A 12,793-nucleotide genomic window follows, 5' to 3' on the forward strand; every position below is an offset into this window, starting at 1 on the left:
GCAATGGGTTTTATTTCAGTTTCCGCAAATCGACGGAATAATTCCTGCTGAAGTAAATGTGTTTTCGTTAATTTAAAGTCCATTTTTCATTTTCCTCCTAATTTTGTGTATATAGAATTTAAATTTAAACTTTTATATCAATCCTTGGGTTGTTTCTGTTTTCATTCATTGCCTCCGAAGGCATTTTCAGAAATTTATTCAGACTTCTCCCAAAGCTTCTTATACAGCTCCATAATGTCATCCTTGCTTGGTGTGCGTCTGGTATTGAGCGGACTTCCGCTTATCAGTGCATCTTCTGCCATCTTTGGAATCTGGCTGAAGAACTCCTCCTTCTGAATACCGAATTCCTCAGGTGTTTGAATATTCAAGGTGCGAAGCAGGGACTTTGTAGCGACAACAAAGGCTTCTGCCCCTTCCTCCTGTGTCATTCCGGAACGAAATACACCAATGGCCTGACCAAGCTGGCAGAGTCTTTCTACCGCTCCTTGCTTGAGGAAATCCAGGCAGACATTCAAGAGCATGGCGTTGGAGAGGCCGTGGGGTACATGAAACAGAGCGCCGATGGGACGGCTCATGCCATGTACGATGGTAACGGATGCATTACTGAAAGCGATCCCGGCCTCCAGAGCCGCAATGGACATCTCTCTTCGGGCATCAATGTTGGAGCCGTTACTATACGCTTCGTAGATGTTTCCAAAGATCCTCTGTATCGCTGACAGTGCATAGATATCGCTCATGGAAAACGCCTTTTTGGAGGTATATGCCTCTATTGCATGGGTCAGTGCATCCACACCGGTTGCAGCGGTTACCGCAGGGGGAGCCGTCAAGGTGAAGATAGGGTCTACGATTGCAAGAGTGGCCATAAGCTTAGGATCACTTAGCAGCATTTTGACTCCGGTATTTGTATTTGTGATGATAGATACCTTTGTAGCCTCCGAACCGGTTCCTGCTGTTGTTGGAATCGCGCAGGTAGGAGGAAGCGTATGTTCTATTTTCTTCCCCATATAGTCGCAGATACTGCCGCCGTTTGTTGAAACGGCACCGATGGCTTTCATGGAATCAATAGGGCTTCCCCCGCCGATTCCGATGAGAAAATCACAGCCTTGATTTTTGTAAATTTCGACACCCTCATCAATCATCGAATGGGTAGGTTCTCCGTTAATACCGGAGTATACGACATAGGAGATATTGCTGTCCTCCAGAATGTCTGTTAATTTTTTGACATTTCCCAGTTTGACCATCATATCATCTGTAACGATCAGTGCTTTCCGGCCAAAGGATGTGAGGTGTTCCGCACTCATTTGGAGTGCATTCTCACCTGAGATAATGTATTGAGGTATAAAGAATAAGTTTGCCATAGTCCTGCCTCCTTTTCATTTAGAATGGAATTTATTAGTAAAAAATTTATATTTTATAAAATATTTTCCAGCAGAATTCAAAATAATTTGCAGATCAAATTTTTTCAGGTATAGGGATTGCCCTGTTCGAAACCTCTCCGCTAAATAATTCTTTGAATCATACCTCTCCTTATGGTATTATTATAGAATAAAGAAATAATACAACAAGTATGCAGTTATTTCTGATTAGGTAAGAAAACGCTGAGTAATGGAGAAATGCAATGGAAACAAAAGAACAAAAAAATATTGCGGAATGCCCTGTGGCCTACGCCTTGAATTTAATTGGAGGAAAATGGCATTTTCAAATCATCTGGGCATTATATAAAAAACCTGTGCAAAGATATAATGAATTAAAAAGAAGGGTTGATGGCATAACCAATATGATGCTTTCTCAATCTTTAAAAGAATTGGAGCAATACGGTCTTGTGACTCGGATCCAATATCCTGAAATACCGCCTCGGGTGGAGTATTCTCTGACGGAAGAGGGAAGAGCGCTGACACCGATTATCAGCGAGTTAGCCAGATGGGGAGTAAAGCAAATGGCAGCCCGGAAAGATTCATAATAAAAAATAGAAAATAAAGAAGGATGCGTTTTATCGGAAATGACAAACGCACCCTTTATCAGCATGAGCTATTTATCTGCGGTAGGAGCTACACTGTATAAATGTTTCAAACTCGACAGCACAACGTTGGTCTGGGTTCTTTTGATTCCCGGAATGCTTTTTATCCGGTTCATCAAGGCTTCTAAAGTTGCAGTATTTTTCGTCGTTATTTTTAAAATATAATCATATTCTCCCGTCACATAATGACACTCTAAAATTTCACTTTCTTTATTTACGATATCTACAAACTCTTTCGTATTGCGAGGGTTTTCCAGACTGATGTTCATCAGTACGGAAAGTTCTTTGCCAAGAGATTTCGAGTCTAATATTACAGTAAATCTTTCAATAATGTTTGAGGCTTCCAGTTTCTTCAATCTTTCACTGACAGCAGACAGAGATAAATTTACCTGCTTACTTAAATCTGATATAGAAACTCTGGAGTTTTCCTGTAAAACTTCCAATATTTTGGAATCAATTGCATCCATTCTATCACCACCTTATTTTCTTTACTATTTTAGCAATATATATGAAAAATATCAATTAAAATTTATATCAAAACGATAAACTAACAAAATTTTTTCTGGAAATCATCGAGAAACCACGGTGAGTCTGGAAGGCTTTTCCGCAGCTGAAGCCCCTTTGTTATTTTTTATACAATCTTCGCTTTTTACAGGTATAAAGTAAATACATTTCAAAAAATTTTGCACATACTACTATTCGATGATATAATAATTCCGACTATTGACTTCCGGCGTTGTTGAAAGGAAGGAACTATTGCATCATACGACAGTTTGATCTGTATGACTTAATAATAACGAAAATTTTCCAAGGAGGATAATGACATGGCCGAGATTGAAAAAGTGGAAGGCTCCAATGAACAAAATTCGTCTAATTTTATTCATAATATAATAGATAAGGATATCGAAAACCAAACTTATGGTGGCAGAGTCTATACAAGATTTCCGCCGGAGCCCAATGGATATCTCCATATTGGACATGCAAAATCGATTTGCCTCAATTTTACCACGGCACAGAAGTATAACGGAAAATGCAATCTTCGCTTTGATGATACCAACCCTGTAAAGGAAGATACGGAATATGTGGAATCCATCGAGGCCGATGTCAGATGGCTGGGTTTTGAATGGGACAAACTGCTTTTTGCTTCCGATTATTTTGATAAAATGTACGAATGTGCTGTCAATCTGATAAAAAAAGGGAAGGCTTTTGTATGTGACCTGAGTGCCGATGAAATCAGGCAGCATAGAGGAACCTTGACAGAACCGGGAAAAGAAAGCCCTTATCGGAACCGTTCCGTTGAAGAAAATTTGACTTTATTTGAAAATATGAGAAACGGCCGGTACGGTGACGGCGAGAAAGTGCTTAGGGCTAAAATCGACATGTCCTCCCCCAACATCAACATGAGAGATCCTGTTATCTATAGAATTGCTCATGCGGAACATCACAATACGGGAGATAAATGGTGCATTTATCCGATGTATGATTATGCACATCCCATTGAAGATGCCATTGAGGGCATCACGCATTCCATTTGTACTCTGGAATTTGAGGATCACAGACCTCTGTATGACTGGGTGCTGAGGGAGCTGGAATGGGAAGCGCCACCTCAGCAGATTGAATTTGCAAGGTTGAACCTTACCAATACGGTAATGAGTAAAAGATATCTAAAGGCGCTGGTAGACAATGGAGACGTGGACGGCTGGGATGATCCGAGAATGCCCACCATTGCAGGCTTGAGAAGAAGGGGTTATACCCCCGAGGCAATCCGTGATTTTTGCGAGCGAATCGGAGTTTCCAAGGCCAACAGCCTGGTTGATATTGCGTTGCTGGAACATTGTATCAGAGAAGACTTGAAGTCAAAAGTAGAAACCCGCATGGTGGTAAAGGATCCGCTTAAGGTTGTGATCACCAATTATCCGGAGGGTATTACCGAGGAAGTAGAAATCGAAAACAGCAAGGAAGACGAATCCAGAGGGACGAGGAAGGTTACCTTCTCCAGAGAGCTTTATGTGGAACGGGATGACTTTATGGAAGTTCCAGAAAAGAAGTATTTTCGACTTTTCCCGGGAAATGAAGTCCGTTTTAAAGGAGCCTATTTCATTACCTGCCAGGAAGTGGTCAAGGACGCTGAAGGCAATGTTGTGGAATTACAATGTACCTATGATCCTGAAACCAGAAGCGGAAGCGGCTTTGAAGGGAGAAAGGTGAAAGGAACCATCCATTGGGTAGACGCAAATGCTGCCGTAAAAATAAAGGTCAGAGATTATAACTATCTGATGATCGATGACGAAAAAGGTGAGACCATCATCAATCCGGAGTCCATGAAGGAATATGAAGCCTTTGCCGAGCCGTCCATGGCGGCGGTCAAACCCGGTGAGCGTCTCCAGTTCTTCCGACACGGCTATTATATCGCTGATGAAAAGCTGTCCGCGGACGCGGAAAAGGTCTTTAACCAGATCGTAGATTTAAAAAGCTCCTGGAAAAAATAGAAGTTCAATATAAATATATAAAGTAGAGTTGAAAGGTGCCGTAAATCAAAACTACGGCACTTTATCGGTTCGGCAACAAGGAGGAACTATGGATTATTATAAGGAATCGCTGAAATTACATGAAGAAAACAAAGGAAAGCTTGCTGTTGTCTGCAAGGTTCCTCTGAAAGACAAGGATGACCTGAGCACCGCTTATACCCCTGGAGTTGCGGAGCCTTGCAGAGAGATCCACAAAGATCCGGAACTTGTCTACAAGTATACTGCGAAGAGCAACACAGTTGCAGTTATCAGTGACGGTTCGGCTGTATTGGGGCTGGGCAACATCGGCGCAAAGGCATCCATTCCTGTAATGGAAGGAAAAGCAGTTCTCTTTAAGTCCTTTGCGGATATCGATGCTATTCCTATCTGTATCGAATCCCAGGATACGGATGAGATCATCAATATTGCAAAAAATATTGCACCCACTTTGGGAGGCATCAATCTGGAAGATATTTCGGCACCTCGATGCTTTGAAATCGAGAGGCGTCTTCAGGAACTGGTAGATATCCCTGTTTTCCATGATGACCAGCACGGAACCGCTATAGTGGTTTCAGCAGCCTCTATCAATGCCTTAAAGCTAGTAGGAAAACGCTTTGAGGATATTAAAGTCGTCATTAACGGAGCCGGTGCTGCCGGAACCTCCATCGTAAAGATGCTGATCGCTTTAGGAGTAAAGGATATCATTATGTGCGACAGCAAGGGGATCATCTCCAAGGCCCAGCAAGGATTATCGCCAAGTAAACAGGAACTGTCAGAGCTTACAAATCATGAGGCAATCACGGGAACCCTGAAAGAAGCAGTTGCGGGCAGAGACCTTTTCATTGGTGTTTCCGGACCGAAGATGCTGACGGAAGAAATGGTAACCTCCATGGCAGCGGATCCAATCATCTTTGCAATGGCAAATCCGGAACCGGAAATCATGCCGGAGCTTGCGAAAAAGGCAGGAGCCCGAATTATCGGCACAGGCCGGTCGGATTTTCCGAACCAGATCAATAACGTACTCGTTTTCCCGGGAATATTCAAGGGTGCACTGGCGGTAAGAGCCAAAAGAATAACGGAAGAAATGAAAGTTGCCGCAGCCTATGCAGTAGCAGAAGTGATCCCCGAAGAGGAACTGAAAGAGGACTATATAATCCCCAGCGCTTTCCATCCTGGAGTGGCAGATGCGGTAGCGAAAGCTGCAGGCCAGGCTTGGAAGGGAAAGGAATGAGTTTCAAAGATGGAAAAGGGAATCGAAAATAAAGGATACCGCATCGAACACGACTCCATGGGAGAAATCGCCGTAGAGATAGATAAGCTCTGGGGTGCGCAGACGCAAAGAAGCCTGGAGAATTTTGAAATCGGCTGGGAAAGGATGCCCATTGAAATCATAAAAGCTTTTGCCCAGCTGAAAAAGGCTGCGGCTCTGGTGAATGTAGAGCTGGGTCAATTAGACGGTGCTTATGGGGATGCAATTACCCTTGCTTGCGATGAAATCCTGGAAGGAAAGTGGGATGACCAGTTCCCACTGGTTGTTTGGCAGACAGGAAGCGGCACTCAAACCAATATGAATGTCAACGAGGTCATTGCAAATCGAGGAAATGAAATCCTCGGAAAAAAGCTGCTGCATCCCAACGATCATGTAAATAAAGCACAAAGCTCTAACGATACGTTCCCTACAGCCATGCATATTGCAGCGGTAACAGAAATAGAAAAGGAACTGCTTCCGTCTTTGCGGTCTCTGAAGGAAACCCTATCGGGTTTATCAGAGAAATACATGGGTATTATCAAAATCGGAAGAACCCATTTACAGGATGCAACCCCATTGACCCTGGGCCAGGAAATCAGCGCCTGGACGGCTATGCTGGAAAAGTCGGAGAGCATGATCACCGCCGGACTGGTGTACGTGAAAGAAATCGCTTTAGGGGGGACTGCAGTAGGCACAGGGCTGAATACCCATCCTGAATTCGGGAAAAGGGTTGCAGACAAGTTAACCATGCTTACGGGTACGGATTTTATAACCGCTCCCAATAAATTTCACTCTCTCACCAGCAAGGACGCGTTGGTAAATACCCATGGCGCATTAAAAGCATTGGCGGCAGATTTGCTGAAAATCGCCAATGATGTACGATGGCTGGCGAGCGGGCCCAGGTGCGGTATCGGAGAATTGACCATCCCGGAAAACGAGCCGGGAAGCTCTATTATGCCGGGTAAGGTAAACCCCACTCAAAGCGAAGCTTTATCCATGGTATGCTGTCAGGTGATGGCAAACGATGTTGCCGTCGGTTTTGCGGCATCCCAGGGGAACTTTCAGTTGAACGTATATATGCCGGTTTTGATCTATAATACGCTGCAGTCTATCCGACTGCTTTCCGATGGCATGGCATCCTTTGAAAAGAACTGTGCGAGGGGTATCCTGCCCAATGAAAAGAAGATCATGGAAAATCTGGAGTCTTCTTTGATGTTGGTCACTGCTCTGAACCCCCACATCGGCTATGAAAAAGCAGCGGAGATTGCGAAATTTGCACATAAAAACGGCACAACCTTAAAAGAAGCAGCAGTGGCTCTTAATATTCTGACAGAACAAGAATTTGACGCCATGGTGGATCCGTCAAAAATGGTGTAATCAGCCACACATACAGTGTCAAGTTCAGACTAGAAATGGAAGGAGAATGAAAATGGAAATGGAAATGGATAGCGTTGCTTATATCAATGAATACCTGGAACGTGCCAGAAAGGCGCAGAAAGCGTATGAAGCCTTCACACAGGAACAGATCGATGAAATCGTCATGACAATCGCCAAGGTCGTTCATGACAACGCCGAATATTTGGCGGAAATTGCAGTAGAGGAAACCGGAATGGGAGTTGTTGCGGATAAGATTGCGAAAAACAAAGGAAAGTCAAGAACCATCTGGAACAGCCTGAAGGGGAAGAAATCAACAGGCATCATTGAACGAGATGAAGTTACAGGCATTACGAAAATTGCCAAGCCTATCGGTGTGGTTGCAGCCATTACACCTTGTACAAATCCTATCGTTACCCCAATGAGCAATGCCATGTTTGCGTTAAAGGGCGGAAATGCCATTATCATTACTCCTCATCACAAATCGATTCACTGCAGTACCAAAACGGTGGAGATGATAAACGAACAACTGGATCATCTCGGTGCCCCGAAATATTTGATACAGATTTTGGATCAGCAATCCAGAGAGAATACAAAGAATTTAATTGCAAATGCGGATATCGTCATTGCCACAGGCGGCATGGGAATGGTAAAAGCCGCTTACAGCAGCGGGAAACCTGCCCTGGGCGTCGGTGCAGGCAACGTACAGTGCATTCTGGATGTAGACGCCGACATAGAAACGGCAGCACCGCAGATTATTGCCGGAAGAATTTTTGACAATGGCATTATTTGTTCCGGTGAACAATCTGTCATCATGCCGGAAGCAAGGTATAATGAAATGCTGGCGGAGTTTGAAAAAAACGGTGCCTTTATTATTAGAGACCCTGAAAAGAAGGAAGCAATGAGAAGCGCCATGTTTGTAGACGGAGCCATGAACCGGCATGCCATCGGTCAGTCTGTAGATGCCGTTGCCAAGCTTGCGTCTCTTGAGATTCCTGAAAACACAAAGGTGATCATCGTAGAAGCAGACGGAAGCGGAGAAGCAGATATCCTTGCAAAGGAAAAAATGTGTCCTGTACTGGCTGCCTATAAATATAAGACCTTTGCAGAGGGCGTGGAAATTGCGCGAGCCAACCTGGAGGAGGAAGGAAAAGGACATAGCGTTTCAATTCACTCCAATACCACGGAAAACATCGAATATGCCGGAAAAGAGCTCTGTGTCAGCAGATTTGTGGTCAATCAGACCTGTGCGACCAGCGCAGGAGGGAGCTTCTTTAACGGTCTGGCCCCGACCAATACTCTTGGCTGCGGATCCTGGGGAAACAACAGCATCTCAGAAAATTTGGACTATAAACACTTGATCAATATTTCACGTATTGCTTACTATATGAAAGACAACCATGTTCCCACAGATGAGGAATTATGGGGATTATAAGGGTTAATATAAAGCAGGCAGCCTGTATCGGCTGCCTGCTTTATATTGCCGCGATAGCGGCTTTTAATTCCTTATCAAAGTCGGCAAGTTCTTCCGAAAGATCATAGCCTTCTCCCTTAAGAATTGCTTTTTCCAATGCGGCCCCTGCACTTTGAACCTTCAGCATGCCCAATGTGCCCCCCAGTCCTTTTATGGAATGTGCAAGCCTTCTTGCCTCTTCGTAATTTTTTTTCTCTAAAAGTTCTTTAATTTCAGAAGTACTGTTAACGTAATTAACCTTAAACTTCTCAATATGCTTATAGTAAATGGATTCTAAACCGCCAAGATTTTTTATGGCCTCTTCCCGCCCTGCGAACGGATCATTTTCATCCTTTACCGGATCATCCTCCGGATCGGTCTCCGGCATGGATTCAGGATCCTCATCGGCACTGATCATAGAATCGTCCATGATGGTCGAATTGGTGTTTGCAAAGTATGGGGCAAGGGTTTTATAAAATGCGCTTGCTTTAAAAGGCTTCAAGATAAAATCATTTATGGTATCCGCGTGTTCGGCAACGATCTGGTCATTGATATCGGAAGCAGTAAGCGCTACGATGGGTGTTTTGAACCGCATCTCTTTTTTCAGTATATTGGCTGCAGTGTAGCCGTCCATGTTTGGCATATGAATATCCATTAGAATAACTTTATAATAATCCGGTCCTTTCTTTTTGCACATCTGAACGGCGATAAGCCCGTCGGCAGCGGTATCACACGCAATATTTACATCATTCAGAAGCTTCACTGCAACTTCTACATTGATTTCCGTATCTTCCACCACCAGAGCCCTTCCCCCGTTTCCGTCCAGCGGAATGGAGTTAATAATACCGGTCCCCGAATTTAAGAGGGCAGTTTCAAATGCTTTTTCCGCAGGTAATGAAAAGTAAAATTTACTTCCTTCACCCTTTACGCTCTTCACCCACATCCGGCCATCCATGCTCTCGATGATATTTTTGCAGATAAACAACCCGAGACCGGTGCCCTGGTGTTGTTTTGTCAGATGATTTTCAAGCTGTTCAAATTCATGGAACAGCTTGGATATATCTTTTTCTGCAATTCCGATCCCCGAATCCTCGACACAAAATTGCAGATAAACGATATTATTGCTCTCCGACATGGTTTCCGCACTAAGCTTTATATATCCCTCCTCGGTAAATTTATAAGCATTATTGATTAGATTCACCAATACCTGGACAAATCTGGTCTTGTCCAAATGGATGCAGAGGTCCTTGTCAAATTCAAAATCCCTGCGCCACTCCAGGCCTTTGCTTGCCAGCTGGTTCGAGAACATATCCTCGACATTTTCTATCACCTGGGCCAGTGAAAAGTCAGAGGGATATAAGTTTAAGGACTTGCTTCTGATTTTGGATAGATCCAGCACATCACTGATAATCGTCAAAAGGATATCGGAGGAAGTCTCAATCTTTTTTACCAGATCCTTTTGGTTTTGGGACAATCTGGTGCTCTTCAGAAAATGCACCATTCCTAAAATAGCATTGATAGGGGTCTTTATCTCATGAGAGATATTCGCAATAAAGGAATCTTTGGCATGAGAATAAAATTCGATTTCCTTTAGCTGCTTTCTCAACTGGGTCTGCATATTATTTGTGCTGGTAGAATCCTGAATCAGCTGAACATATTTACTATTACCTTCTTCGTCGCAGATGGTGAAGAAACTGTAAGCAATATGTTTTCTCCGGTTTCCGATGATGAGATCCATCTGCCCGTTCCTGTTTTCCTCTTCCATGACCTGCTCGATGGCTTCCACGATTTTCTGGTCAAAAACCTCCTGCAGAGATTTGCCCAGAGCATCCTCCATGGTGACCCCCATGATTTCCTTATACATAGGGTTCATATAATCAAAGCAATAATACTGATCCAGTATGGTAATCCCTACATTAATATTTTCAACAACCGTGTTAAAAAGCTGCCTGAAGTAGGAATTGAATGCGTTCTGCCTCACGATCACATAGAAAGTAACAGATGCAAAACCAAGGAGTAGCAGAGACAAAATAATCAATGTGATTTCCAGCAATTTTTGCCGGGCCAAAACCAAATCTTCCTTGAAGTTCAGCCTGTCTATATAGCTTTTAGAGAGAAGATTCATATTCTCAGACTGGGCATTGTATAAATAATCAAGCTCAGAGCCCGTAATAAACAGCATATCCCTTGTTTCTACTGCTTCGGTAAGGCGAGCTATCAGTTGATGATAAGAATCTAGAAAAGCAGTGTAAAAAGCTTTTTCTTCAGAGGTAAATTCCAGATAATCAGCCTGGGCAGAAAGGGTAAAACCCGTCTGATCGACGATTTCTTTAAGCTGGTCTGAAGCTTGATTTTCAGTGAAAGCCCGATATTGCAGAGAGACATTATCATTGTTCAGATATTCATTTCGCAAAATAAAAAATTCTGTCCGGTATCTTTCGTCGTTTGTATTTAGATAAATCCTTGCATTGGAGTGCAACTCGTTTACCAAAGTATCGTATTTGATAATGAAATTGAGCATGATATCCTTATGTGTTTCGGAAGAAAGTACAGAATCACGATACGCAAAAACTCCCATGGCATTTAACACGAGCAGGATCGCAAGGCAGAAAATTGTAACTACCATATAGTTCAATTTTAATTTTTTCATTAATTTGGCACTCCTTTGTAGGTGGTGGTTTTTAACTCATAGTGACCTCAAGCCATGATATACAGGGTTTACACTTGTCCAAATAAATTTGAAAATTACTACTTCCATGATTTTTAACAGGAGAATCAAATAATATAAGAGAAGGTTCTATATAATATAAGAATCTGTGTATTTTATTGTATCTCGATAGCATTAAAAAGTAAATTAGGAAACGACAAATTAAACAAAAAGGAATCGATAAAATTCGCCATGAAAACAGCTGAATACCTAAATTTCATCAAACAGAGGCGGGAAGCAATCTATTGAGATCAGGGATGAATTTTGTTACAATAAATGTAAATAAATGAGAAATCAAAATTCGGAATGGAGAAAGAATTTGTGGATACAACAGTTATGATCTTGGAAATCATCCTATGCGTAACAGCCGGCATTGTTGCCGGTCTCTCTGCTATTTATGTCTTTAATCGCATCCCGGCCAAGTGGTTATGCGACTACAATGAGGAACCGGAAAAGGGAATGTGGGGTGAAAGAATTAAAAAAAGGCCCTGGAATGCAGTATTTACTCTTGTCTTTGCGGCGGCCTCGGTAAAGATGCTGGATCAGGGATTTCTTTACGTAATTGCCGGGCTGCTGGCTCTTTGGCTGCTGCTGCAAATTGGTATGGCAGACAAGCTTTATCTGATTATCCCGGATCAATTTATTATTGCACTGGCCGTTACAGCGCTGGGGTTTATCCCCTTTCAACCGGATTTTCTGGCCCCCCTGTACGGGGCTCTTCTTGGGGGAGGCTGCCTCTTGCTGATGGGCATCGTCGGCAAGATTCTGTTTAAAAAAGAAGCGATGGGATTTGGAGACGTGAAGCTGCTGGCAGCTATCGGTTTGATCAGCGGCATAAGAGGTACTGTTTTTATACTTTTGATTACCATTTTTCTTAGCGGGTTTGTATTCGGAATCCTGCTTATACTGAAAAAAATAAAGCCAACGGATTCGCAGCCTTTAGGACCCTTTATTGCAGCCGCTGCTGCATTCTATTTGATTTTTTTACGGGAGCTGACATGGTTCTCCGATTTATACCTCAATTCTTTACTATAGCAATTATTTCGTTAAATTGCGAGAAATGTAATAAAATTGACAGAAAGAAAGGGATAATAGTATAATGGAACAGAATTAGGGCTCTTTCTCTTAGAGTCATTGGAAAGGATAAAAGATGATAACAGGAAAACAGAGAAGTTATTTACGCAGTCTGGCACACGAACTGGATCCGACGGTATTTATCGGAAAACTGGGACTGTCGGAAAATGTGATAAAAGAAATGGAAATCGGTTTGGAATCCAGAGAACTGGTTAAAGTAAAACTGCAGGAGGGCTGCGATCTTGATCCGAAAGAAACTGCCAATGAACTTGCAAAAATGCTGAAGGCTGAATTTGTTCAGGCCATAGGAAGAAAATTTACTTTATACAGACAATCAAAGGAAAATAAGCAAATTGAATTACCAAGGTAAAAAACAAAAAAAGAAAAAAAGAAAGTTTACCAAAAAAATAGG

The 12,793-nt window shown here is 42.7% G+C and carries 10 protein-coding genes; 7 read left to right on the plus strand and 3 right to left on the minus strand.

Annotation, left to right across the window (positions count from 1 at the left end):
- Positions 1-194: 194 nt before the first annotated feature.
- Positions 195-1,358 carry an iron-containing alcohol dehydrogenase gene (locus KCX82_RS21490; RefSeq protein WP_227020520.1) on the minus strand — a complete coding sequence of 388 codons (1,164 nt, stop codon included), beginning with the start codon at positions 1,356-1,358 and terminating at the stop codon, positions 195-197.
- Positions 1,359-1,618: 260 nt separating this feature from the next.
- Between KCX82_RS21490 and KCX82_RS21495 the strand changes: the two genes are divergently transcribed.
- Complete coding sequence (locus tag KCX82_RS21495) at positions 1,619-1,960, plus strand: winged helix-turn-helix transcriptional regulator (RefSeq protein ID WP_227020521.1); 342 nt, start codon at positions 1,619-1,621, stop codon at positions 1,958-1,960.
- Between the two features lie 68 nt (positions 1,961-2,028).
- Here the strand turns inward: KCX82_RS21495 and KCX82_RS21500 are convergent, their stop codons facing one another.
- A complete protein-coding gene (locus KCX82_RS21500) occupies positions 2,029-2,484 on the minus strand; it encodes an Lrp/AsnC family transcriptional regulator (protein WP_227020522.1) in 456 nt (151 codons plus the stop codon).
- A 357-nt stretch (positions 2,485-2,841) separates the two neighbouring features.
- Between KCX82_RS21500 and KCX82_RS21505 the strand changes: the two genes are divergently transcribed.
- The 4 genes from KCX82_RS21505 to KCX82_RS21520 all read left to right on the plus strand — a co-directional run bounded on the left by KCX82_RS21505 (position 2,842) and on the right by KCX82_RS21520 (position 8,582).
- On the plus strand, positions 2,842-4,506 hold the full coding sequence (locus KCX82_RS21505) for a glutamine--tRNA ligase/YqeY domain fusion protein (RefSeq protein WP_227020523.1): 1,665 nt from the start codon (positions 2,842-2,844) through the stop codon (positions 4,504-4,506).
- An 88-nt stretch (positions 4,507-4,594) separates the two neighbouring features.
- Positions 4,595-5,755, plus strand: a complete 1,161-nt coding sequence (locus KCX82_RS21510) for an NAD(P)-dependent malic enzyme (RefSeq protein ID WP_227020524.1) — start codon at positions 4,595-4,597, stop codon at positions 5,753-5,755.
- Between the two features lie 9 nt (positions 5,756-5,764).
- Positions 5,765-7,150 (plus strand): class II fumarate hydratase, encoded by a 1,386-nt coding sequence (fumC, locus tag KCX82_RS21515; protein WP_227020525.1) that lies wholly within the window; start codon positions 5,765-5,767, stop codon positions 7,148-7,150.
- A gap of 52 nt (positions 7,151-7,202) precedes the next feature.
- A complete protein-coding gene (locus tag KCX82_RS21520; protein ID WP_227020526.1) occupies positions 7,203-8,582 on the plus strand; it encodes an aldehyde dehydrogenase family protein in 1,380 nt (459 codons plus the stop codon).
- A gap of 40 nt (positions 8,583-8,622) precedes the next feature.
- Here the strand turns inward: KCX82_RS21520 and KCX82_RS21525 are convergent, their stop codons facing one another.
- Positions 8,623-11,250: an ATP-binding protein gene (locus tag KCX82_RS21525; protein WP_227020527.1), complete on the minus strand. Its 2,628-nt coding sequence runs from the start codon at positions 11,248-11,250 to the stop codon at positions 8,623-8,625.
- Positions 11,251-11,628: 378 nt separating this feature from the next.
- On the opposite strand from KCX82_RS21525, the gene KCX82_RS21530 reads away from it, so the two are divergent.
- Both KCX82_RS21530 and yhbY read left to right on the plus strand, forming a co-directional pair.
- Complete coding sequence (locus KCX82_RS21530) at positions 11,629-12,342, plus strand: prepilin peptidase (protein ID WP_227020528.1); 714 nt, start codon at positions 11,629-11,631, stop codon at positions 12,340-12,342.
- Between the two features lie 115 nt (positions 12,343-12,457).
- Positions 12,458-12,751, plus strand: coding sequence for a ribosome assembly RNA-binding protein YhbY (gene yhbY, locus KCX82_RS21535; protein ID WP_227020529.1), 294 nt, complete (start codon positions 12,458-12,460; stop codon positions 12,749-12,751).
- The last annotated feature ends 42 nt before the right edge of the window (positions 12,752-12,793 follow it).

Origin of the sequence: Sinanaerobacter chloroacetimidivorans (genome assembly GCF_018128545.1) — a bacterium.
GTDB lineage: Bacteria > Bacillota > Clostridia > Peptostreptococcales > Anaerovoracaceae > Sinanaerobacter > Sinanaerobacter chloroacetimidivorans.

Bases quoted from the DNA above. Each gene is read 5' to 3' on its own strand.
- KCX82_RS21490 (WP_227020520.1), bottom strand. From the start codon at position 1,358: ATGGCAAACTTATTCTTTATACCTCAATACATTATCTCAGGTGAGAAT.
- KCX82_RS21495 (WP_227020521.1), top strand. From the start codon at position 1,619: ATGGAAACAAAAGAACAAAAAAATATTGCGGAATGCCCTGTGGCCTAC.
- KCX82_RS21500 (WP_227020522.1), bottom strand. From the start codon at position 2,484: ATGGATGCAATTGATTCCAAAATATTGGAAGTTTTACAGGAAAACTCC.
- KCX82_RS21505 (WP_227020523.1), top strand. From the start codon at position 2,842: ATGGCCGAGATTGAAAAAGTGGAAGGCTCCAATGAACAAAATTCGTCT.
- KCX82_RS21510 (WP_227020524.1), top strand. From the start codon at position 4,595: ATGGATTATTATAAGGAATCGCTGAAATTACATGAAGAAAACAAAGGA.
- fumC (WP_227020525.1), top strand. From the start codon at position 5,765: ATGGAAAAGGGAATCGAAAATAAAGGATACCGCATCGAACACGACTCC.
- KCX82_RS21520 (WP_227020526.1), top strand. From the start codon at position 7,203: ATGGAAATGGAAATGGATAGCGTTGCTTATATCAATGAATACCTGGAA.
- KCX82_RS21525 (WP_227020527.1), bottom strand. From the start codon at position 11,250: ATGAAAAAATTAAAATTGAACTATATGGTAGTTACAATTTTCTGCCTT.
- yhbY (WP_227020529.1), top strand. From the start codon at position 12,458: ATGATAACAGGAAAACAGAGAAGTTATTTACGCAGTCTGGCACACGAA.